The sequence below is a fragment of the Aquimarina sp. Aq78 genome, assembly GCF_900299525.1.
In the GTDB taxonomy this organism is placed as follows: Bacteria; Bacteroidota; Bacteroidia; order Flavobacteriales; family Flavobacteriaceae; genus Aquimarina.
In genome coordinates this window covers 483,563-509,025 of sequence record NZ_OMKA01000001.1, presented here as the reverse complement: position 1 = coordinate 509,025, position 25,463 = coordinate 483,563, and the positions used below count along the sequence as shown (strand labels likewise).

Here is a 25,463-nt window from a genome sequence, read left to right as displayed (position 1 = left end):
AGCAATCCATTAATAAAATTATAATTGTTGATCTTTGATAGAGATGGAGTAACCGGGTAATAATTAAAATTTAACTAAGTAAGTCATTAATATTTGGCCTATACATTTTCCCCACAGGAATTTTGTGATCCTTGATTGTTATTCGGTTACCTTCAATTAGTTCTATTTTAGTCTTTGCTATAATAAATGACTTGTGCACCTTTATAAAATCTTTTTTAGAAAGCATTTCTTCAAAAGAAGATAAAGTTTGATGAGTAACAATCATTTGATTCTGTAAATACACCTTTACATAATTTCCGTAAGCCTCTAAGAACAATAGATCTTTTAGTTTTACGTGGTAATGCTTTTTATTGTCTTTTAGAAAAATACTAGAATCATCTGTGTTTTTTATGGTTTGTGAATGTAAGGCCAATATTTCCTGTACTTTTTGTACAGCTGTAACAAAACGTTGGAAACTAAACGGTTTTAATAAATAATCATCAATATTAAGTTCATAACCTTCTAATGCAAACTCTTTATATGCTGTAGTTACAATAATCTTAGGAGGGTTAGATAATGTTTTTAAAAAATCAAAACCTGTAAGCTTGGGCATGTTAATATCTAGAAAGACTAAATCTACCTGATGATGATTTAGATACTCTATAGCCTCAAAGGCATTATAGCAATGCTTTTGAAGCGATAAATAGGGTAAATTACTACTGTAATCTTCAATAATATCGTGTGAAGCAGTTTCGTCGTCTATTATGATGTATGTGATCATGATTTGTACAATTCTAATGTTACAAAATATACTTGATTTTGATTGCTAATTGTCAATTTATGTTTACCATTTGGATAAAGTAAATTAAGGCGATCTTGTAAATTTTCTAAACCAATACCGCCTGACTTTACATGTGTATCGGGATCATAATTGTTTTTGATGGTAAATAGTACTTGGTTGTCATCTTCTCGTAGTTCAATATATACAAAAGACTGATTTACAAGTTTTTCTACTCCATGCTTAAAGGAATTCTCTAATAAAATAATAAACAATAACGGAGGAATAGGGTAGTCCTTATTACTAATACTATGTTTAAAATCAATATCGATTGCCTTATGATACCTGGCCGTTTGTAACTCAATAAAATTAGCTAAATATTTAATCTCTTCTTCAAGAGGAACAGCTTCTTCTTTTCCATCATAAATGGTAAATCGCATCATATCCGATAGTTTAAGCACATATTCTTGTGCTGTATCAGGATCTTTTTTAATCAGTGAGTATAAATTATTAAGCGTATTAAAGAAAAAATGAGGGTTTATTTGAGTTTTTAAAAGTTCCAACTCTGCTTTGGCTTTATCATTTTTAAGGATTTGTACTTTTGTCCACTGTTCAAATATCCATGAAAAAATGGTATAAAAAATCAATAACGCTAGTAATACTCCAAATAAATCTGTGAGCCATATATTATGATTTACTACCCAAAAACTTTCTTGATCATCATCTATTCTATTGGCCATATTCATTCCGAAAATCAATAGTCCGATTATAGATAGATATATAATTATTTTTATAGTAGAATTGGGCCAGTTTGTTTTTAATTTACCTGTTTTGAACAGATAAAATAATAACATAAAGGAAATCACTAAACCAGTAAGAAAGTTTAAAAAGATATGTAGTTCACTATTACTATCTTTAAATATCAAGCTTAATGTAGCCAGAATTACAGCAAGAATGGTCGTAATATAAAATCTCTTTTTTAATGTCATCATTCAAATATATTAAAGATTCACAGAAACTATGTTATCAGCCATATTTCTATCTAATCTGGTGTAATATGGATCTATACCAATATAGGCCGGAATTTTCTTGGTAATGATTTTAAAAACCATTTCTTTTTTATTGATTTGGTGAGGCTTTAAATAGAGAATGTTTTTATCATTATCGATAGTTTCCGGATGCTTATTAAATATTCCAATTTTAATTGGCTCGTTAATAGTTGTCATGATTTCTTTTCCAGCGGTATTTGTTTCAAATCGTTGTGCTTTTATACCTACCGTAATTTCGTAATTACCATTCTTAAGTTTTTTATAGGATGTGCTCTTAATTCCTAAATCATAAGTGATTACACGTTTCATCCAATCATCAATTAGGTTATGATACTTGATGGGAGTAACCAGATACAGCTCTTCAAGAAAATCAAGTGTTGTTGCAGTCGGTTTATCACTGTATTTATGTATCATATTTTGTAGTGCCGTATTTAAATTAGATTCTCCTATAATATCTTTTATTGCAGACATAACAATAGCCCCTTTACTATATCCTAAATATTGTTGTAACTGACTTAAGTATAATGATGGTTCTATTTCAGTGGCATGAGAACGACCACTAAAATATCTTCTTACTGTATGTTCTGATAGTTGTCTTACCATAGTTTTACCATATAATTTTTCCATAATCACTGCTTCAGAATATTTAGCTAGAGATTCTGATAGTATCATGAATCCATCAATTCGTTTTGGTGTAAGTAGCCCTCCCCACCATTGATGGGCTATTTCATGAATGATAACTCTGGCAATTACATTAAAGCTCTCTGGGTTTGAAATATCTCTTTTAAACACTTTTTCATTAATGCTAATCACACCCGGCATTGCTTGACCGTTGGCTCCATTGCCGCCAAATATTGACATTTCACCAATACGAAGATGTTTATGAGGGTATTTTCCAAAATTATCGGTTGCATAATCAATAGTTGCTTTGGCTACTTTAATTATTTCTGTAACATTCCGATAATGCTCAGGGAGATAGTATAATTCAATTAGAATGCCTTTGTGATTTGTTTTTTCAATTTTATAGCGTGCCGAATGGTATGCCACCATACTATTAATTTTACCTTTGGATTTAAAATGATAATAATTTCTATTATTCGATTTCCAGTGTTTTATTAAATCTCCAGAGCATAGTACAGACTGATCGTTTGAAGTAGAGACTACAGTTTCAAAAGCGATATTTTCAAAATTAAATTTTCCACCAATTTGCAAATAATTTTCATTTACTACAGGTTTTTCTCTAACAGGTAACCCTCGTTTCTTTCGTTCATATGCATGTTTAACCTCATATTCATTTACATATCCTAAATGAGGACTAAATTGATGACTTTTAATATAAGACCCATTACTTGTAATACTATGGTCAATATCAAACCCTGAAGAGGCTTTGGTTAAACTATACTCCATTTTTGCTATTGCACCTTGTTGCAGGGGAGTATTAAGTTTAAATAGATAAGTCCCTATAATTGAATCATGAAAAACTTGTGTGCTATTTTCTATAGATAGTGTTTTTAATGGTACTGGTGCAGTAATAAAGATTTCTTTAATAGGTTGTATAGACGTATTAGTTATAAAGCAGGATGCTTTTACCTCATATTTCTGCTCATTTGGAAAAATATCTACTGCTGTTTTTACAGAGACCAATTGTGGTACAGCGAGATGATCATATTTTTTATAAGCACGTTCATATTCATCATTAAAATCATATGCCTCGTCTGCCACCGTATATTCATTGATTATATTGGTATTATAATATATATACCCACCGATAGCTACGAATGGAAAGACAAAACTCATTAGTAGCACTCTTTCTTTTTTACTCCATATCATTTTGGCGTATGCTTTAATAGTAGAAACCGTACCTCTTTTCCATACTTTAAAACCGAATAGAGCTAATATTCCTGCAAAAGCGATCCAATACAAGGATAACCAGTTAAATTTTAAAACATATTGCCCATACTCATTAAAATCAGAATACGCTCTGGCCATACTCGGAAGGCTGTTAAAAAGAAATAAAGGATGTTCTAATCCTATGCTATTGCTTAAAGGGCCGAACAATAGCATGATACCTCCAGAAATTACCATTCCTAAATACTTATTAGAGACTATATTCTGAATTAACAGTGCAAAAATTGTGTATAATAAAATCTGAAGCCCTCCGAAATAAAACATTGAAAAATAATGATCTAATTCAAAATCGTAATAACCTTTTGAAACCTGAAATACCATTGCAACCAGGATTGATGTTAAAATAAGTAATATTGGTATGATAGTTATTGTGATATACTTTGAAATAAAAAATGTGCTATTTTTTATAGGCGTTGCATCAATAATCTCATGAAACTCATTAGTTCTTGATTTCCATACCATTTCACCGGTATAAAAAATGATTAGTAACAATCCCATTATTGGCAAAATTTCATTAATTAGCCCTATAAGCAGATCTGTAGTTGGGTATCGATTTCCATAAATTCCGAAACTATGTATACTATTGTTAAATGCCAGTACAATCATAGCAATCCATAATAACATAATGACCAAAAAAGGAATTCCGGTAATTATCATTTTTATATCTAAAAAGACAATTGATTTAATACGTGCTATTCTTGTTGCTAATGTATCTGAAATAGTAGTCACTGGTATATAAATAGAATTGCTATTTGAATCTTCAGTATGTATAGCTTGTTTTTTTGCTTTTTGGTTTATTTTTCTGAAAGAGAATAATTGAGATGATACTATAATAACCCCAATACTAAAAGACATCCAAATAATTCTATTCCATATAAAATTCCCAGATAATGAAATAAGTGTATCATTTTTTTCAATTGGTGTTAAGAACTGAGTTTGTTCAAAAAAGGCACTTAAGCCTATTGGGTCTACCAAAGATGCAATTTCTAAAATTTCTGGATCAGAAAGTATTGAACCACCAACAAGAGGAGAATTAATATAAAACCCTGAAATCCAATGAACAACAATGAGTAAAAGTCCGGTGATATACGTTACTATTGCTTTTTGGGATAGGAATGTTGCCGAAAATAGAATGGCAGTACAAATAAAAACATTGGGTACTATGATTGTTAACCAAGGCCATAGATAATGACCCATGTCAAAACTGTGCAGTGTCTCTGGATTTAAACCTGCAATGTTTGTACCAATAAAAACTCCTAATAAAGCTATACTCCCAATAAGAAGAGATATCAAGAAGAGTCCCAGAAAACGGTTAATTAAAAAACTATGTTTTTGTATTCCTGTACTAAAAATTATTTCTTCAGTATGAAAAGTTGTATCCCGAAGTAGTCCATTTACACAAAAAAATATACTTGCAAATACAACGCCTATACTAATAATACCAGATAGAAAACTTAAATTATAAGCGTCGTTATACATATTACTGAATTCTAAATATTGAAAAGCTTGTGTAATAGCAAGAACTCCGTATCCCATAAACAATGCGAGAAATAATATAAAGGAAGTTTGACGAGTATGGTATCGCCATTCGAACTGAAGTAATTTCATAGTCATAATTATTGTATTGTAATTTGTTTATTGATTGTAGAGAAGTAGACATCTTCTAAATCTGGTTTAGAAGCTTTAAATCCTTGTTCTGGTTGATGATCGGCTAATACTCGAAGCTCTGTTTTACCGCCAAATAAACGAGTTGACAGGACATTAAAGGCATTTTTGAAAGCCCCAACATTTTCTTTGGCTACAACCTTATGCCATATTTTACCTTCTAAGTGAGTAATAAGTTCTGATGGGATACCTTGTTTTAATATTTTTCCTTCCGCCATGATAGCCATATGAGCACATAGATTTTTAATATCTTCAACAATGTGGGTAGAAAGAATAATGATTCTATGTTCTCCTATTTCACTTAATAGATTATGAAAACGATTACGCTCTTCTGGATCTAAACCAGCAGTGGGTTCATCGACAATAATAAGTTTGGGGTTGCCTAATAGGGCTTGTGCGATACCAAAACGCTGACGCATACCTCCAGAAAATGTATGTACGGCTTTTTTACGATGTTGATATAAGTTTGTTTGTTGTAACAGTGCTTCTACCTGATCCTTACGTTCATTTTTATTAGATATTCCTTTTAAAACAGCAATATGATGAAGTAGATGTTGTGCACTGATCTTAGGATATACTCCAAATTCTTGGGGTAGGTATCCTAATTGATTTCGAATAACTTGTGGATCATTAGTACTATGAGTATCATTAAATAATATGCTTCCTTGAGTAGGTTCTTGTAGCGTAGCTAAGGTGCGTATTAGTGAAGATTTCCCTGCTCCATTAGGACCTAATAACCCAAACATACCATTAGTAATAGTTAGGTTGATATCCTGTAATGCTTTTACTCCATTGGAATACGTTTTAGATAGATTTTCAATTTTTAAAGTATTCATAAAATTTGTTTTAATTGACAATGCGAACCTACCTATAGCATCAAAATTTTACTATTTATTTTGATGAACGTCCATTAACTGTTGATGAAAAATCAGCGCAATGAGAGACGATTTTATAATTGCGATATATTTTATTATGCTGAAATAGAGTTGTTTAATAGATCCATACCCTTGAATCTGTTCATGAACCATTAAAAGAACCTGTTCAAATTACAACTAGACATGTAGATTGTGAAATTGCTGGTTTAAAAGGGTTTTATTTCTTAAATTTTATAATACGGGAGGAGAGTACAATCCTTCCGTATTTTTAATTCAAAGAGTGAATATTCTTTATTTGACATTCATAGACAAACTAAAGCCATTCATAGATATTAATTACTAGTGCTAGTATTCGATTGTAGTTTTGAGTCATAACAAAAAACAAAAAGTAATGGCCCGATTAATTACTATCATTATTATTCTATTATTGTCTTTTCTCAACTCTTTCTCTCAATCCTTGAAAGGTGAAATTATTGATATAGATACTAATGAGCCAATACCATATGCAACTGTAATTTTAAAAAACCAAAAAGGAGAATTTTTAGAAGGTGTAACAACCAATGATAATGGTATTTACAGTATAGATTATCAAAGTGGAAAATATGATGTCGAAGCAAGTTTTATAGGGTATGAAACGTACATGTCTTCTGTTGTAATTGATAAAAACACCACTTTGGATATTACCATGAAAACAGAAGCAACAACGCTGGATGAAGTTACTCTTGTAGCAGAAGAAACCACAGTAAAACAGTTAATTGATAAAAAAGTAGTGCATGTAGGAAAAGATTTATTATCAGGTGGGGGAGATGCAGCAACTGTATTAAGTCAATTATCCGAAGTACAGGCAGATCAAAATGGTAATATTAGTTTAAGAGGAAGTCAAAATGTAAATGTATTAGTTAATGGTAAGCCATCACCATTAAGTACAACAGAACTATTGCAGCAAATTCCTTCTGATGAAATCAATAAAATTGAGATCATAACATCACCATCTGCAAAATATCAAGCTAATGGTCTTACGGGAATTATCAATATCATTACCAATAAAAAAGTAAGGAAAGGGGTTGTCATAACTACAAGTTTAAATGGTAATTCTCTGGGAAGTCACGGTGCAAATGGTGGGATTAATTATGGACGATCTAAAACCAGTTATAGATTTGGAGGTTCTTATAAGAAGAATATATTCGAAAATGAAAATACCCAAAATCGATCAGGAATTCAACCATTTATACAGTTAAGTGATTTTAAATTTAATGGAGATGTGTATAAAGTTAACGGAGGCATTGACTGGTTTCCAAATGATGATAATGAGTTTTCTTTAGGTTTAGATTATACTGATAACGGACATATATTGGATAATAAGGCTAATATAATTCAGAATGATGTCACTACTTTTCAAAATATTTTAGGAAGTCATTCTCATAAAACATTTAATGCCAATGGTAATTATAGACATTATTTTAAAGAGAGAGAAAATTTTCTTGAAATTGATATCCAGTTATCTGACAATGCAAATATTCTAAAAAGTGATTTTAGACCAAATCTTGGAATTACTGATAATGCTACTGATAATGATGTTTTTATTACAAGTCTGGCAATGGATTATTCGGGAGCGCTAAGCGAGAAATTTAAGATTGAAGCCGGAACCTTTTGGAATCGACAAAACCTCGATAATTCACGCTCTTTTTTTGATGTAGATAATATTCCTTTATCACAAGAAAGTTTTGAAAACACACAATCGACATATGCTGCATACACATTAATCAAATATAACTTGAAAGGGGTAAATATTCAGGCAGGAGTAAGAGGAGAGCTATTTGCCAGAAAAGCAAATCTTAAAACAGATAATACAACCATAGAGAATGACTTTACAAACCTGTTTCCCTCATTACATTTAAGTTATACAATAAAAGAAGATCAAACATTTATTTTTGGATATAATAGAAGAACATCCAGACCTACTTTAAGCCAGGTAAACCCTATAGCATTTCAGATTAATGAGTTTTCGATTAGTCAAGGAAATCCGGCTTTAGAGCCCGAGTTTTCAAATAATTTTGATGTTTCTTACCAACTTAAAAAGAAGAGTTTAAAAATAACTCCAGCTTTTGCTTACCGTCTTAAAGAAAACATTATTACCACCAACAACTATGTAAATGCTGATGGTATAAATGTATTTACTTCTGTAAATAACGGTGCAACGAATGCTTATGGACTAGAAATGGCAATAAACATAAAACCTTATAATTGGTTAACCACTGACTTAAATTTTAATTGGAATTATGAAGAATTTAAAAATGATCAAATTGGCTTTACCCGTAATTTTAATAGAAGCTATAACTTAACTCTAAAAAATCAATTCACAGTATCTCAAAAAACGAACATGGTAGTTTCCTGGCGTTATAATGGTCCTTCAAATGGGTTTTTCTATACCCGGGAAGTTACTCAAAAAATAGATTTAGGAATCAGACATAAAATCCTGAAGAACAAAGGGAATATAAATTTACGGGTAACAGACCTCTTTAATACTCAAAGTTTTGAAGGGATCAATTCTGGTAGTGGGTTTTCACAAAACTATGCATACAAACCTACCTCAAGAGTTGTGCACTTGGCATTTTCTTATCGTATAGATGGAGGGACCGTTAAACAACGAAATAAAAAATCAAGACGCTATAATAGTGGTCTCATTGATTAATATTAAATTTACGAGAAGCGTATGAAAAAAGTGTTTGAAATAAAATATTTTGAAATAGGATTACATTTCCTGTTTTGGATATTATACTTTACCTATCCCATCATTAAGTTTGGTGATCATAACAGGTTTTCTTTTGATTTTAATGAGGCAATACTAAATACAGTTTTTATCGGAATTTCTGTATATATCGCTCATTTTTTCTTAGTAAAAAATTATAAAAGTATAAGAGCATTATTAGTATTTTTATTGATCTTTCTTTTAATAGTGTATCTAAATTGTTATTTGAATGGTAAAACTTGTCAATGCAATTTTAGACTTTGTTTTATTAATAAAACAGTAGAATATCTATTGATAAATGCTTTTTTTCTGGCAATATTTACGATTAAGAAGAATATCATTAATAACCAAATATTAGAAAGAACAGAGCAAGAACGAGTTCAGGCAGAACTAAAAAGCCTTAAAGCACAACTGAATCCTCATTTTTTATTTAATACTTTAAACATGTTGTATTCTAATGCAATCCTTAAAGATGAAGTTTTGGCAGATAAAATCCTAAAACTCTCTGATAGCCTGCATTATTTAATGCATGAAGGAGAAAAACCAAATGTACCTTTGTTACAAGAGATTGAATTTATTAATGGGTATATAGAATTACAAAAAGCCCGCTTAGGAAAAAAAATAGATATTAAATTCTCTAATACTCTGGATAATCCAAAACAGAATATCCCTCCATTATTGATGATTCCATTTATTGAAAATGCATTTAAGTATTCAAGTATGGTAGAAGGAAAGAAAATACCTCTTAGTATTGATATGAAACTTGCAAATGATGTACTCAATTTATGGGTCGAAAATCAATATGACCCCAGTTATTCTTCAAAACAATCAGAGGTATGGAAAGATAGTGGTATTGGTATAGAAAATGTAAAAAAGAGATTAACTTTATTATATCCATCTAAGCATACTCTTACTATTGAGTCATTAGAAAAAACTTTTAAAGTGAATTTAAAAATTGATCTAAAATGAAATGCATCATTATAGAAGATGAACTGCCTGCACAGCAATTATTGATGAAATATATAGAGCAGTCTTCAGATATCGAATGCATCGGTGTTTTTGAGTCGGTTTCAGAATTACCTTTATACGTCCTGAACGAAGTAGATTTCATATTATTAGATGTACAATTGCCTGGAGCTAATGGTTTAGATTTCTTAAAAAGTTTAGAAATAAAACCTAAAGTTATTATTACAACTGCCTATAGGGATTATGCAATTGATGCTTTTGAAGAAGCTGTAGAAGATTACTTGCTCAAGCCTTTTTCGTATCATAGGTTTTTAAAATCAGTAATGCGAATACAAAACACCCTTACAGATAAAAATACTATTCATAATGAAAAAGAATTATTTGTATATACAGACAAAACCTTCTATAAAATAATCAAGAATGATATTTGTTATATTAAATCAGAGGCTGATTATATATATATACATTATGGCGAAAAGAAATTATTAGTTCAAGACAGTCTTAGTAATTGGGAGTATAAACTTAAAGAAGATGGTTTTATAAGAATTCACAGGTCTTACATCATTAATTTTAGAAAAATAGATAAAATAGAAGGGAACCTTGTGCATATAGAAAAAGAAACCATCCCTATCGGGAAAACGTATAGAACATCCTTCTTTAATATCATTAAGAAGTAAAATATAATCCATTCAAGAACTATAAAGTACGATTAATAAGGCAACTTAAAAACAAAATAATTAACCTTAATTACTATCGAAAAACCTTTTAATATGAGGAATTTTTAGAGACTTATTTCTTAAAGTCAAAGATTAAACTTCTGTTAAACAAAATTCGTTATATCTATTTTTTGTAGCTTTGTGATCTAAATGAAAAAGTTTATCCATAAAATATCAGCTGTTTTAATGGCAATGGTAGTATTAATTTCTACTATGTCGTTTACATTAGATATGCATTATTGTGGAAATACTTTGGTAGATGTTGCCCTTTTTAAAGAGGCAAAAACTTGCGGGATGGAACAACAAGTTTCTAATTCCATTGCATGCTCAATAATGGCTAAAAAAAGTTGTTGTACAGATAAACAACTTACTTTTGAAGGACAGGATGAACTTAAAAATTCATTCGATAAAATCACTTTAGAGCAACAGACTACTTTTGTAGCAATTTTTTATTACTCATATGTAAACCTTTTTGAAGGACTTGAGAATAATGTTATCCCTTTTAAGGAGTATCCACCTCCTTTTTTAGTCAAGGATATTCAAGTGCTTAACGAAACTTTTCTTATTTGATTTATTAGATAATTAAAATTATGCCCAATGAGGATTCATTAGGGCTAGAGTTGTTGTATATAATTCTAAGACAACGTCTTTTTCTAATTATCAAATAATCAGAGTATATGCTAAATAAAAGCATCAAATTTCTTATCGAAAATAAATTGGTCGCAGTCCTTATGCTAGCTCTTTTTGTTGGCTGGGGTGTTGTAAATGCACCATTTGGTTGGCAAACCGGAATACTACCTAGTGATCCCGTAGCAGTTGATGCCATACCGGATATTGGCGAAAATCAGCAAATTGTATTTACAAAATGGCAAGGACGATCACCACAAGATATAGAGGACCAGATTACGTACCCATTAACTACTTCACTTTTAGGAGTGCCAGGAGTAAAAACCATTCGTAGTTCTTCAATGTTCGGGTTTTCTAGTATTTATGTCATTTTTGAAGAAGATGTAGAATTCTATTGGAGTAGGAGTCGTATTCTCGAAAAACTAAATTCTTTACCATCTGGATTATTACCAAATGGAGTAAACCCAAGTTTGGGACCGGACGCAACTGGATTAGGTCAGATTTTTTGGTATACCCTAGAAGGGCGAGACGAAAACGGAAATGTAACCGGTGGTTGGGATTTACAAGAACTAAGAAGTGTTCAGGATTATTATGTGAAATATGCGTTATCATCTGCAGGCGGAGTATCAGAGGTAGCCTCTATTGGTGGATATGTACAAGAATATCAGGTAGATGTAAATCCAGAGCTAATGCGCCAGTATAATATTAGTTTACAGCATGTTGTTAATGCTGTAAAGGAATCAAATAGAGATATAGGTGCGCAGACTTTAGAAATTAATCAGGCAGAATATCTCGTTCGCGGTCTGGGGTATATAAAATCTATTGAAGATATAGAAAATGCTGTAGTGACCTCAGAAGAATTTACCTCAATACGTATTAAAGATATTGCAACTGTTAGTTTAGGGCCAGAAGCCAGAAGAGGTATCTTGGATAAGGAAGGCGCAGAAGTAGTAGGAGGTGTGGTAGTGGCACGTTATGGAGCAAACCCATTAGAGGTTATCAATAATGTAAAAGACAAAATTAGCGAACTCAGTACAGGATTACCATCCAAACAATTAAAAGACGGTCGTACTTCACAATTAACGATAGTTCCTTTTTATGATCGAACCGAACTTATTCATGAAACAATAGGCACACTTAACGAAGCTCTTACCTTAGAAATTTTGATAACCTTTCTTGTTGTTATCATTATGGTATTTAACCTCAGAGCTTCAATCCTTATTTCTGGACTTTTACCCGTAGCCATTTTAATGGTTTTTATAGCAATGAAATTGTTTGGAGTCGATGCAAATATTGTTGCTTTATCCGGTATTGCTATTGCTATCGGTACGATGGTAGATATGGGAGTGATACTTTCAGAAAATATTATAAGGCATCTGGATGATAATAAAAATCATTTATCGGTGAATACTGTTGTATATAATGCTACCACCGAAGTTTCTGGTGCAATATTGACAGCAGTACTAACTACAATAATTAGTTTCATACCTGTATTTACAATGATTGGTGCAGAAGGAAAATTATTCAGACCATTAGCATTTACCAAAACAATGGCACTTACAGCATCAATCGTAGTAGCTCTATTTTTTATTCCTCCATTTGCTGCTTTTTTATTCAAAAAGAAAAATATCAAAACATCAATAAGCTATGTTATCAATAGTGTTTTAATTGTATTAGGATGTATAGTTGTTCTTAATGGTATGTGGTTAGGTGTAATTTTGATAGCTTTTGCAATAACGGCTATCCTTAACTTAAGAGGTATAGTTTCACGAAATCATACTAATTTGATCAATATTAGTATCGCAGTTGTAACAATAGTATTCTTGTTATCAGAATATTGGAGACCAATGGGAGCAGATAAAAGCATGCTCGTGAACCTCGTTTTTGTAGGGATTATTTGCTTTGGACTGCTAGGTAGTTTTATGCTTTTTAGAAAATATTATACCAGAATATTACAATGGGCATTGAATAATAAGCTACTATTTTTATCTCTACCTACTATTATTATTGTTTTTGGTTTTTTAATCATGAAAAATATAGGGAAAGAATTTATGCCTTCATTAAATGAAGGATCTTTTCTATTGATGCCGACTACATTATCACATGCTGGAGTGGTAGAAAATAAGAGAATATTACAGCAGTTGGATATGGCAGTAGCAAGTATTCCCGAAATTAAAACTGTCGTTGGTAAAGCAGGTAGAACAGAATCTTCACTTGATCCCGCTCCATTATCAATGTATGAGAATATCATTTTATATAAGCCAGAGTATATGCTTAATAAAAATGGGAAAAGACAACGATATAAGATTAATGATGATGGCTTATTTATAGGTAAAGATGGAAAGCTGATTTATAATCAAAATTATAATGTTAATCACGATAAAATAGGTAATGCATCAAAAAAGAAATATTTCTCGATTAATAGAGAAAATCTTATTCCTGATAATAATGGTGAGTTCTACCGTAACTGGAGACCAGAAGTTAAGAGTCCAGACGATATTTGGACTCAAATCATAAAAGTAACAAAATTACCCGGAGTAACTTCGGCACCAAAATTACAACCGATAGAAACTCGATTGATAATGCTACAAACAGGAATGAGAGCCCCAATGGGTATTAAAGTAAAAGGACAGGATTTAAAACAAATTGAAGCTTTTGGAATCCAATTAGAAGAGATACTAAAAGGAGTAGATGGAGTAAAAGATGAAGCTGTTTTTGCAGATCGTATTGTTGGAAAACCTTATTTACTTTTAGACATTGATAGAGAACAATTGGTACGTTATGGAGTATCTGTTGAACAGGTTCAGCAAATTATTGAAGTAGCTGTAGGAGGGATCTCCCTTACACAAACTGTTGAAGGCAGAGAACGTTATGGAGTTCGAGTACGCTATCCACGAGAACTTCGGGCTAATCCGACTGATCTTGAAACGATCTATGTTCCCTTAGAAAAAGGAAGTTCGATACCATTAAGCGAATTGGTAAATATTCGTTATGAACAAGGACCACAAGTGATAAAAAGTGAAGATACATTTCTAGTAGGCTATGTCTTATTTGATAAAAATGATGGTTTTGCAGAGGTAAATGTGGTTAAGAATGCCCAGGATTTGATAAAAACTAAGATTGATAATAATGAACTGATTGTTCCAAAAGGAATAACCTATCAATTCACAGGTACTTATGAAAATCAATTAAGAGCAGAAAAGACATTATCTATAGTAGTACCTTTGGCTTTGGTCATTATCTTTTTGATTCTCTATTTTCAGTTTCGCTCAATATCTACTTCGTTAATTGTATTCACAGGTATTGCAGTAGCTTTTTCGGGTGGATTTTTGATGATTTGGCTATATGGTCAAGATTGGTTTTTAAACATCAATTTCTTTGATAAAAACTTACGGGATTTGTTTCAGGTACACACCATCAATTTAAGTGTTGCCGTATGGGTCGGTTTCATTGCACTTTTTGGTATTGCGACGGATGATGGAGTAGTAATGGCAACCTATCTTAAACAGACTTTTGATAAGAATAAACCAAAATCTCTTGACGATATTAGAACATCCGTGATCGAAGCAGGAGAGAAGAGAATTCGTCCTTGCCTAATGACTACTGCAACTACAATTCTTGCATTATTACCAATATTAACATCTACCGGTCGTGGAAGTGATATCATGATACCCATGGCGATTCCTTCATTTGGAGGAATGGGAATTGCACTAATAACACTATTTGTTGTACCGGTATTATTTGGCTGGAAAAAAGAAGTTCAACTTAAACAAATGAGTAAATGAAACATCTAAATGTCATAATAGGATTTCTTTTTATTTCAGTTTTTACACATGCTCAACAACTTGAATCATATATTCAAGAGGGGTGGGATAATAACTCTAATATTCAGTCTTTTGAATTGCGTTATGCAGTTGCAAAAGAAAAAATAAAAGAAGTGAATACGATACCCAATACACAATTGAGTGTAGGGTACTTTGTAAGCGAACCCGAGACACGTACAGGTGCACAACGTGCAAAATTTTCTATCCAACAAAAGTTACCGTGGTTTGGAACAATTACAGCAAGAGAAAATTATTCTACGGCTATGGCAGAGACAGAATATGTAGATATTGTAATTGTGAAAAGAAAATTAGCCCTTTCGATTTCTCAATCGTATTATAAATTATTTGCAATACAAAGCAAACAAAAAATACTTGAAGATAATATTCTACTATTACAAACTTACGAGAAGCTCGCGCTAACATCTGTAGAAGTAGGTAAAGCCTCAGCAGTTGATGTATTAAAACTACAAATGCGTCAAAATGAATTAGAACAATATAAAGCAGTACTCAAAGAAAGTTTTTTGGCAGAACAAATAGCTTTTAATGCCTTACTGAATAGAGGTTTGGGTATTGATATAGTTGTCCCTAGTGAAATGAATATGCCACCAGGGGATCCTATTACTAATACAGAAAGTTTACAACTTAACCCAGAACTACTTAAATACGATAAGATATATGAAAGCATAAAACAATCAGAATTGCTTAATCGAAAAGAAAAAGCTCCACAAATTGGCTTTGGACTTGACTATATACCAGTATCAGAGAGAAATGATGTTGCTATAAATGATAATGGTAAAGATATTATAATGCCTATTGTATCTTTTTCTATCCCGATATTTAATAAACGTCATAACTCACGAACTCGTCAAAACAAATTGCGTCAACAAGAAATTACAGTACAAAAAGAGGAACGATTAAATAATATGGAAACGATTTTTGGGAAAGCTGTTTCTAATAGAAATACAGCAAGAATCAAATATAATACTCAGAAAGAAAATTTAAAACAAGCCAAAAATGCAGAAGAAATACTGATAAAAAGCTATGAAACAGGAACTATAGATTTTAACGATGTGTTAGACATCCAGGAACTACAACTTAAATTTCAGCTAAATCAAATAGAGAGTATACAATTATACTATACACAAGCTGCGATTATCAATTATTTAACAAATTAAAAAAACAATACTACTTAAAAAAGCAAACAAAATGAGAAACTTAAAAATTTATGATATAAGAGTAATTATAGTAGCAATACTAGGATTAACAATACTATCTTGCAATGAGAATAAAACATCTAAAACAGATGAAAAACAAGAGCATTCTGAAATGGGTCATAATAATGATCATAGTAATCATGAAGGAGAACAAACAAAGGAAGTTCAGTTTAAAAATGTAGAGACAGCAGAAGCTTTTCAGCATTATATCCATATCAAAACAGCTTTGGTAAACACCGATGCTAATGAAGCAAAAGCAGGAGCTCAAATGCTTGCTAAAGTAACAGAAAATAAAGTGTTCAAAATGGCCGTTGAATCAATAATCAATACTGATGATATCGAGGCTCAAAGAAAAGCATTTGCAGAAGTTACTACCCAAATGGAAATTATGCTTAAAGGAGCATTATCCTCGGGAGAACTTTATAAACAATATTGCCCAATGGCATTCAATAACTCTGGTGGATATTGGTTATCTAAAGAGAAAGAAATCAGGAATCCATATTTTGGGGATCGAATGCTAAAATGTGGCAATGTTGCCGAAACTATACAATAATAATACTCGTTATTCCATCTGATCTCTAAAACATTAATATAACCAGATGAAAAAAGTTTTAATCAAAAACATGGTCTGTAACCGATGTAAAACTGTACTACAACAGGAGTTTGAAAATGCTAAAATCCCTGTTGAAGCAATAGAATTGGGAGAGATCATGTTTAGTAATATTGACACCATTACTTATGAAAAAGTAAATGAAATTATTGTCCGTAATGGTTTCGAGATCATAAATGATGAAGTAGCTCTTATTATAGAACAAGTGAAATCCTATTTGATAAGTGAATTGGCAAATGATGGTATGTTAAATGAAAATCTATCTGATCTTATTTCCAAGCATATACATAAGGATTATTCTGTGATAAGTAAATTGTTTAGTAGTAACGAGGGTTTGACTATAGAAAAATATTTCATTCGCCTTAAAATTGAAAAAACGAAGGAATATATTCAAATGGGAAACTTAAGTTTTTCTGAAATAGCACATTCATTGAACTATAAAAGTGGAAGTCATCTGGCAAAACAATTTAAAACAGTTACTGGGATGTCTATGAGTAGCTTTAAAAATCTACAATCGTGGGATCGTCAACCACTGGACAAAATTGTATAAGAAGAAACCATAATTATCAAATATAAAGAGATGTAAACTCAATAATTTTACTGGTTAAACATTGAAAATTAAAAAATGAAACATACATATAAAATATCTGGGATGACTTGTAATGGCTGTCGTGGTCATGTAGAGCACATACTTGATACTATGGATGGGGTGACCAGTGCGTCTGTTGATCTAGAGAAAGCAGAAGCAATTATTGAGACAAAAGAACACATTTCTTTAGCTATTTTTAAAGAAGTATTAGCACAAGAAGGTGGACGTTACAGCATCTATCTTCCTGGGACACAAGATCTGGACGATAAACCCAAACAGGTTAAACCTAAAGGAAAAGGTACAGGAGTTTTTTATTGCCCAATGCATTGCGAAGGAGATAAAACATACAATGCATTGCAGGATTGTCCTGTATGTGGGATGGATTTGGTTGAAGAAATAACATTACATACAATTGCTGTAGAACAGTATACCTGTCCAATACATCCAGAAGTAATTAGAGATGCCCCCGGTACATGTTCTATTTGTGGTATGGATCTAATAGTATTACAGCCAGATCTTTCTGAAGAAGAGAAGAATTATAAAAAATTACTAAGGAAATTCTGGATAGCTGTACTATTTACGGTTCCTATTTTTATAATAGCCATGTCAGATATGTTTTCGAGTAATCCGCTTAATGATATTTTGGAATTAAAATATAGAAATTGGATTCAGTTTGGACTTTCTGTTCCTGTAGTGTTCTATGCCACCTGGATGTTTTTTGAGCGTGCTTTTCGTTCTATAAAAATCTGGAACCTCAATATGTTTACTCTAATAGGCATTGGTGCGGGTACTGCATGGTTATTTAGTGTTTTAGCAATGCTTTTTCCAAGTTTTTTTCCAGATCAGTTTAAAACAGAATCAGGAACAGTACATGTATATTTTGAAGCGGCCACCGTTATCTTAACACTTGTGCTTTTGGGCCAGGTATTAGAATCACGAGCACACAGCAAAACAAACACTGCAGTTAGGGAGCTGTTGAAACTGGCACCTAACAAAGCAATACGTGTTGTAGAAGGTAAAGAAGAAGAAATTTCTATTGATCAGATAGAATTGAATGATATACTACGAGTAAAACCAGGAGATAAAATTCCAGTAGATGGATCAATCTTTCAAGGGCAAACATCTGTAGACGAATCAATGATCACAGGTGAACCAATACCAGTAGATAAGATAGAAGGTGATCTGGTGAGTAGTGGAACCATTAATGGAAATCATTCCTTCTTATTGAATGCAGAAAAAGTTGGAGCTGATACGTTGTTATCAAAAATTATCCAAATGGTAAATGATGCAAGTCGTAGTCGTGCTCCTATCCAAAAACTGGCAGATAGTGTTTCTGGATATTTTGTGCCTATAGTGGTTATCATTGCCTTAATCACATTTGTCATTTGGGCAGTTTATGGTCCCGAACCTACTTATGTTTATGCATTTGTAAATGCAATTGCTGTACTTATAATTGCCTGTCCATGTGCTTTGGGTCTGGCTACACCAATGTCTGTAATGGTTGGAGTTGGTAAAGGAGCTCAAAATGGTGTGTTGATTAAAAAAGCAGAAGCACTCGAAACAATGAACAAAGTGGATACTCTTATTGTGGATAAGACAGGAACCATAACTGAAGGAAAACCAACTGTTGAAAATGTAGAAGCTTTGGGAGATCGATTTAGTAAAGAAAAAATCCTTCAATATATCATTTCTCTTAATAATTTAAGTGAACATCCATTGGCTCAAGCAACACTAAAATATGGAAAAGAACAGCATATTGAATTATTAGATGTAAGTGAATTTAAAGCTGTAACAGGGAAAGGAGTAGAAGGAAACATCGCAAATGTAAAAGCGATATTGGGTAATGCGAAAATGTTGGAATATGCCAATGTACCTATTTCAGTCGAGCTTAAAAAACAAGCTGAACCTTATCAGAAAAAAGGAAAAACAGTTTCTTTTTTATCTCTTGATCAAAATGTAGCAGGTTATATCGTTATAGGAGATAAAATCAAAGAAACTAGTCGTGAAGCTATTAAGCAGTTACAGGATAGTGGAATTGATGTAATCATGCTTACCGGAGATAATTATAATACTGCCCATGCGGTCGCTAATGAGCTTAATCTCAAAAATTTTAAAGCAGAGATGTTACCCGAGGATAAACTTAGTGAAGTCAAAAAATTACAAGATAGCGGTAAAGTGGTTGCAATGGCTGGAGATGGTATTAATGATGCTCCTGCTCTTGCAAAAAGTGATGTTGGTATTGCGATGGGTACAGGTACCGATGTGGCTATAGAGAGTGCAACTATTACTTTGGTAAAAGGGGATTTACAAGGTATTGTAAAAGCAAAAAAATTAAGTGATAAAGTAATGAAGAATATCAAGCAAAATCTTTTCTTCGCACTTATTTATAACACATTAGGGGTGCCAATAGCTGCTGGAGTACTTTTTCCCTTTTTCGGAATCCTATTATCTCCTATGATTGCAGCTCTGGCAATGAGTTTTAGTTCTGTGTCAGTAATAACTAATGCTTTACGATTAAAAACAATACATATCAATTAGATATGAAAATGAATACATATGGTTAAAAGGCAAACAGCAACAAAAATTAGAAAAGCGCACAGGTATTTAGGCCTCTTTTTAGGAATCCAGTTTCTGCTATGGACGATTAGTGGCTTATATTTTAGCTGGACAGATATTGATGATATTCATGGAGATCAATTTAAAAATGAAAATATTGATGTTTTATCCTTTAATGACTTGATAAAACCTTCTCAAATAGAAACAAAGGAGGCCATCCAATCACTAGAACTTAAAGAAATAGCTGGACAACCTTATTATTGGGTAAATGATAAGCAACTTTTTAATGCAAATACTGGAGTTACAAAATCAGAAATAACTGCTTCTGAAGCTCTGAAAATTGCAGAAAAAAATATGCATCCAGAATTAAAAGTAAAAAGTGTTGACAAAATAAGTGAAGTGGGTAATCATCATGAGTATAGAGAAAGACCACTACCTGCTTATGTTATTTCATATGAGCACTCTCAAAACGTAAAAGCATATATCTCGGTAAAAGATGGAAGTTTTCAAAGAGTGAGACACCGATCGTGGCGTTGGTTTGATTTCCTTTGGATGACTCATACAATGGATTATGAAGGAAGAGACAATTTTAATACAATCATTCTTAGAACTTTCTCTCTATTAGGATTAATAACAGTATTAAGTGGATTCACTTTATGGTTTGTATCCTCACCGACAATTAGAAAAATAAAAAAAAATAAGCGTCATGAATAAGAATATCATTTATATTGGTATAGCTGTTCTTGTAGGACTATTAGGAGGTTACTTTATTTTTGGAAGTAGCAATTCTACTAAACACAATCACAACAACCATCAGGAAGAAGCTACAACAAATCAAATGTGGACTTGCTCAATGCATCCTCAAATTATGCAGACAGAACCTGGTGATTGTCCAATATGTGGTATGGATCTAATTCCGGCAGGAACCAAAACTGATGGCCTTTCTGCTGATCAATTTAAAATGACCAAAAATGCAATGGCATTGGCAAATATCCAAACTACTAAAGTGGGAAACCTAACAGGAGTAGATAAAAACAGGATTATACTATCTGGAAAAATAATGGAAAATGAAGAGGAAAACGCAGTACAAGCTAGCTATTTTGATGGTAGAATCGAACGATTGAATATTAATTATAAAGGACAAGAAGTTAGAAAAGGGCAAAGATTAGGAACTATTTATGCGCCAAACCTTGTCGCAGCACAACAAGAACTTATTACTGCAGTATCGCTTAAAGAATCCCAACCAATACTATATAAAGCTGTTCGCAATAAATTAAAGTTATGGAAACTTTCAGATAACCAAATCAATGCAATAGAGTCTTCTGGTAAAGTTCAGGAAAACTTCCCTGTTTATGCAACAGTTTCGGGTACCGTATCGGAGGTAATGAGGGCAGAAGGAGATTATGTAAAACAAGGGCAGCCTATTTTAAAAGTAAGTAACCTCAGTACAGTATGGGCAGAATTTGATGTATATGAAAATCAAATTTCGCAATTTAAAAAAGGGCAACGAATCAATATTACCACTACTGCATATCCAGATAAAAAATTTGATGGCACAATATCTTTTATAAACCCGGTTTTAAATGCTAAAACAAGAACCATCACAATACGAACTAACCTTAGCAATCAAGATCATCTTTTTAAACCAGGGATGTTTGTAACTGGTAATGTTGAAGGTATAAGTGAGGTTACAGAACAACTTATTGTTCCGGCAAGTGCAGTGTTATGGACAGGTGAGCGCTCTGTAGTCTATATAAAAACAAATGCTACCGAACCCATTTTTGAAATGAGAGAAGTATTGCTGGGAAATGCTACAGGGAATACATATACAATTCTAAATGGACTCAATAATGGTGATGAGATAGTAACAAACGGAACATTTACCGTTGATGCCGCAGCACAATTACAAGGAAAAAAATCAATGATGAATAAAAAAGGAGGAAAGATGATGACTGGTCATGAAGGGCATTTGGGAATGCAAATGGGATTATCAAAATCATTTCAGAAAGATTTTTTACCAGCCTTTATACCATACTTACAAATGAAAGATGCATTTGTAGAATCTAATGCTTCTAAGGTTTCTATTTTTGCGAAAACAACAAATAAAACCTTAAAAGCAATTAAAACTTCAAATTTGAGCAAGATAGAAAAAACTCATTTATCTAAGAGTATCAGGGTATTAGATGATATTGCGAACAACAAAGAATTAGAAAAACAAAGAACCAATTTTGTAGTACTAAATGAAAATATAGTAGCTCTTATATCTAACTTCACCGAATTAAATACAGCAATATATGTGCAAAAATGCCCTATGGCGAATACCAATAAAGGAGCTATTTGGATAAGTGGAGAAAAAGAAATTCGTAACCCTTATTTTGGTGATGCAATGCTAACTTGTGGTAGTGTTATTAATACAATTAAATAAATACGAGCACTATTTTTTAATAGCATGGGTTAGGTTATGTTTATAAACATTACCTACAGGAATATCAACTCCAGCTACTTTTAATCGATTCCCTTCAATAGTTTGTATTTTTTTAAGCGCTATTATATAAGAACGATGTATTCTTAAAAATTGATTTTTTGGTAAAATATTTTCAAAATTTGTCAATCTGTCTAATGATGTAATAGTTTCTTTTTCCAGATGTATTTTGACATAACTCCCTAAACTTTCTAGATATAAAATATGATCTAATTGAATTTGGTGCATTTTTTTGTCTCCTTTTACAAATATGCTATCATTTTGACTTATAGTGTTTTTTGGATTTGATAAAGTTTGACTTCCTGTTTCATTTTGCAAACTCTCTATCATTTTCTTTTGACTTTGGGCTTTATTTATAGCTTTTAAAAACCGCTCAAAACTAAAAGGTTTTAAGAGATAATCCAGAATGTTTAGTTCATAGCCTTCAATAGCATATTCCTGATAAGCTGTAGTTACAATAATTAGCGGAGGATTACTTAAAGTGCGTAAAAAATCCAATCCTTTAAGTTTGGGCATATTAATATCCAAAAAAATTAAATCCACATGATTTTCATTTAAATAATTTATAGCTTCAAATGCAGAATGGCATTCTTTCACAACATTTAAAAATGAAAGATTAGCGCAATAGTTTTTTATCACTTTATGGGCCAAAGGTTCGTCATCAATTGTAATGCAGTTCATTATAAATTTAATTTTAAATCAATAGTAAAAACAGTGTCCTTTTTAGCAATCTTAAGTTCATGTGTATTTGGATAAATTAAAGATAATCTTCTTTTCACATTTTCAAGACCGATTCCACCATCATTTTCATTTTCGGTATCACTAAAATTGTTTTCAATATGTAGATGCAATATCTTTTCTGTGGTCTGTAGTTTAAAATTTATAAATGCATTTTTTTCCATATGATCAAAACCATGTTTAAATGCATTTTCTAAAAATACAATTAAGATCATAGGTGCAATTTGTTTTGATTCATCATCGATCTTTTTTTCAAAAGTGATAATTCCACGGTTATGATGTCTCATTTTTTGCAGTTCAATAAAATTTACTAAATATGTTACTTCTCCACCAATAGATACTCTGGGTTCTTTGCAATCATAGATTGTATAACGCATTATTTCAGACAATTTCAAAATTAATGATGGTGTTTTGTCAGATTTTTCTAATGAAAGAGCATACAAGTTATTTAATGTATTAAAGAAGAAGTGCGGATTGATTTGATTTTTTAGTAATGATAATTCTAAATGAAGACGATCATTTTCGATCTGATTTATTTTTGAAAGCTGAATAAACCATCTATAAGATAGATTTAATAATGTAGAAATCAGTATAATAACAATCATGCCAGTGATGCCGTTTTCTGGTTTCATTTCCTGATTAGGTTGATTAAACCAATGTTGATCCATTAAGGGTTCACCATAGCCTATTATATACCCCCAACCAATAATCATGATAAGGAGTAATACAATATAAATGAAGTATCGTTTTTTTACTAAATACCGGGGGATAATCCAATATATATTGAAATAAACAGGAGGGGCTATTAATAAAAGAATGCTTGTAGTAGCTTGAAGAAAATAATTAATTAAAGATGATAATGTAAACGCATTTTTATCAGAAATAACAAAACCAAATACAACTATCAAAATTATACTAAACAACACTAAAACATGTATTAGAATATTCTTTTTTCTGGTATCTAGTGTTTGGATTTTCATAGTATTCTATTCTTGGAAATAAAAATATTAAAACTATTGGAGTTAGACTATTCTAATTAATGAACACCCTAATATCATCAATGAAACTATGTTTTTTATCAACGAACAGCATTCATTAATGATAACACACTTTTTAGCTATTCATATATTGAAGTTGGTTAAAAAAAATTGATTTCTTCTTTCTCTTACCTTCTTTTTGTTGCTGACTTTAAATCAGTAGCTCATGGAATTAGTAATCAAAAATTTATGTAAAACGTATTCAAATGGAGTAAAAGCATTAGATAACCTTTCGCTCGAAATTTCTAACGGAATGTTTGGTTTGTTAGGGCCAAATGGTGCAGGTAAATCTTCATTAATGAGAACCTTGGCCACATTGCAGGAAGCAGATAAAGGGACAATACATTTGGATGCCATTAACATTCTCGAAAACCCAATTGAATTACGAAAAGTATTAGGGTATTTGCCACAAGAGTTTGGGGTATACCCAAAGATCACAGCAAAGCAATTATTGGATCATTTAGCAATATTAAAAGGTATCACAAACCGAAAGGAAAGAACAGAATTAGTAAACTTTTTATTGCAAAAAGTAAACCTGTATGAAAAAAGAAACAAAAGTGTTAAAGGTTTCTCAGGAGGGATGAAACAAAGAATAGGTATAGCTCAAGCATTGATAGGCAATCCAAAACTAATCATTGTAGATGAACCAACCGCTGGGTTAGACCCCGGAGAAAGAAATAGATTTCATAACCTTCTGGCTAACGTAGCAGAAGATGTCATCATTATTTTATCTACTCATATTGTAGAAGACGTAAGAGAATTATGTCAAAACATGGCAATTATGAATCAAGGAAAACTCATCTGTAAAGGTAGACCACAACATGTAATTGATGAATTAAATGAAAAAGTATGGCAAAAATTAATTGAACGAAATGAACTAGAAGGTTATAGCGATGAACATATGGTTATCTCTAATAAAATGGTTGGTGGTAAACCATTAATTCATGTTTTAAGTGACATAAAACCTGGAGTAGGATTTACTCTTGTTTCACCAACCTTAGAAGATGTGTTTTTTTCCAAAATTAACACCATCAGAGAAGTAGTATAAATCTGAATTAATCAACTAAAAACGTAACATTATGTTTAAAGCATTCTTTTTAA

18 protein-coding genes are annotated in these 25,463 nt (G+C 31.8%); 12 read left to right on the top strand and 6 right to left on the bottom strand.

Annotated elements, in window-relative coordinates; genetic code table 11:
* Positions 1-70: 70 nt before the first annotated feature.
* Genes DG435_RS02130 through DG435_RS02115 form a run of 4 tightly spaced genes read right to left on the bottom strand, consistent with a single transcriptional unit; the run spans position 71 to position 6,215 of the window.
* Positions 71-760, bottom strand: coding sequence for a LytTR family DNA-binding domain-containing protein (locus DG435_RS02130; RefSeq protein ID WP_106791371.1), 690 nt, complete (start codon positions 758-760; stop codon positions 71-73).
* Positions 757-1,749: a sensor histidine kinase gene (locus DG435_RS02125; RefSeq protein WP_106791372.1), complete on the bottom strand. Its 993-nt coding sequence runs from the start codon at positions 1,747-1,749 to the stop codon at positions 757-759. Before DG435_RS02125 ends, DG435_RS02130 begins: the two co-directional genes overlap by 4 nt.
* A gap of 9 nt (positions 1,750-1,758) precedes the next feature.
* Positions 1,759-5,322, bottom strand: coding sequence for a M1 family aminopeptidase (locus tag DG435_RS02120; protein ID WP_159025461.1), 3,564 nt, complete (start codon positions 5,320-5,322; stop codon positions 1,759-1,761).
* A gap of 8 nt (positions 5,323-5,330) precedes the next feature.
* On the bottom strand, positions 5,331-6,215 hold the full coding sequence (locus DG435_RS02115; protein ID WP_106791374.1) for an ABC transporter ATP-binding protein: 885 nt from the start codon (positions 6,213-6,215) through the stop codon (positions 5,331-5,333).
* Positions 6,216-6,645: 430 nt separating this feature from the next.
* On the opposite strand from DG435_RS02115, the gene DG435_RS02110 reads away from it, so the two are divergent.
* From DG435_RS02110 to DG435_RS02060, 11 genes are all read left to right on the top strand, one after another.
* Positions 6,646-8,946, top strand: a complete 2,301-nt coding sequence (locus tag DG435_RS02110; protein WP_106791375.1) for a TonB-dependent receptor domain-containing protein — start codon at positions 6,646-6,648, stop codon at positions 8,944-8,946.
* Between the two features lie 21 nt (positions 8,947-8,967).
* Entirely contained in the window at positions 8,968-9,972 is a 1,005-nt protein-coding gene (locus DG435_RS02105) for a sensor histidine kinase (protein ID WP_106791376.1), read from the top strand.
* Positions 9,969-10,646, top strand: coding sequence for a LytTR family DNA-binding domain-containing protein (locus DG435_RS02100; protein ID WP_106791377.1), 678 nt, complete (start codon positions 9,969-9,971; stop codon positions 10,644-10,646). The genes DG435_RS02105 and DG435_RS02100 overlap by 4 nt, the downstream gene beginning before the upstream one ends.
* A gap of 189 nt (positions 10,647-10,835) precedes the next feature.
* A complete protein-coding gene (locus DG435_RS02095) occupies positions 10,836-11,255 on the top strand; it encodes a hypothetical protein (protein WP_106791378.1) in 420 nt (139 codons plus the stop codon).
* A gap of 107 nt (positions 11,256-11,362) precedes the next feature.
* A complete protein-coding gene (locus DG435_RS02090; protein WP_106791379.1) occupies positions 11,363-15,097 on the top strand; it encodes an efflux RND transporter permease subunit in 3,735 nt (1,244 codons plus the stop codon).
* Positions 15,094-16,311 carry a TolC family protein gene (locus DG435_RS02085; RefSeq protein WP_106791380.1) on the top strand — a complete coding sequence of 406 codons (1,218 nt, stop codon included), beginning with the start codon at positions 15,094-15,096 and terminating at the stop codon, positions 16,309-16,311. The genes DG435_RS02090 and DG435_RS02085 overlap by 4 nt, the downstream gene beginning before the upstream one ends.
* Positions 16,312-16,342: 31 nt before the next feature.
* Positions 16,343-16,903, top strand: a complete 561-nt coding sequence (locus DG435_RS02080; RefSeq protein WP_106791381.1) for a DUF3347 domain-containing protein — start codon at positions 16,343-16,345, stop codon at positions 16,901-16,903.
* A 46-nt stretch (positions 16,904-16,949) separates the two neighbouring features.
* A complete protein-coding gene (locus DG435_RS02075) occupies positions 16,950-17,510 on the top strand; it encodes an AraC family transcriptional regulator (RefSeq protein WP_234387043.1) in 561 nt (186 codons plus the stop codon).
* A gap of 75 nt (positions 17,511-17,585) precedes the next feature.
* Complete coding sequence (locus tag DG435_RS02070) at positions 17,586-20,087, top strand: heavy metal translocating P-type ATPase (RefSeq protein WP_106791382.1); 2,502 nt, start codon at positions 17,586-17,588, stop codon at positions 20,085-20,087.
* 18 nt (positions 20,088-20,105) lie between these two features.
* Positions 20,106-20,819 (top strand): PepSY domain-containing protein, encoded by a 714-nt coding sequence (locus tag DG435_RS02065; protein WP_106791383.1) that lies wholly within the window; start codon positions 20,106-20,108, stop codon positions 20,817-20,819.
* Entirely contained in the window at positions 20,812-22,530 is a 1,719-nt protein-coding gene (locus DG435_RS02060; RefSeq protein WP_106791384.1) for an efflux RND transporter periplasmic adaptor subunit, read from the top strand. The genes DG435_RS02065 and DG435_RS02060 overlap by 8 nt, the downstream gene beginning before the upstream one ends.
* Before the next feature lie 9 nt (positions 22,531-22,539).
* Here the strand turns inward: DG435_RS02060 and DG435_RS02055 are convergent, their stop codons facing one another.
* Both DG435_RS02055 and DG435_RS02050 read right to left on the bottom strand, forming a co-directional pair.
* Complete coding sequence (locus DG435_RS02055; RefSeq protein WP_106791385.1) at positions 22,540-23,268, bottom strand: LytTR family DNA-binding domain-containing protein; 729 nt, start codon at positions 23,266-23,268, stop codon at positions 22,540-22,542.
* Complete coding sequence (locus tag DG435_RS02050; RefSeq protein ID WP_106791386.1) at positions 23,268-24,305, bottom strand: sensor histidine kinase; 1,038 nt, start codon at positions 24,303-24,305, stop codon at positions 23,268-23,270. The genes DG435_RS02055 and DG435_RS02050 overlap by 1 nt, the downstream gene beginning before the upstream one ends.
* A gap of 223 nt (positions 24,306-24,528) precedes the next feature.
* Between DG435_RS02050 and DG435_RS02045 the strand changes: the two genes are divergently transcribed.
* Positions 24,529-25,410: an ABC transporter ATP-binding protein gene (locus tag DG435_RS02045; RefSeq protein ID WP_106791387.1), complete on the top strand. Its 882-nt coding sequence runs from the start codon at positions 24,529-24,531 to the stop codon at positions 25,408-25,410.
* Positions 25,411-25,463 lie beyond the last annotated feature (53 nt).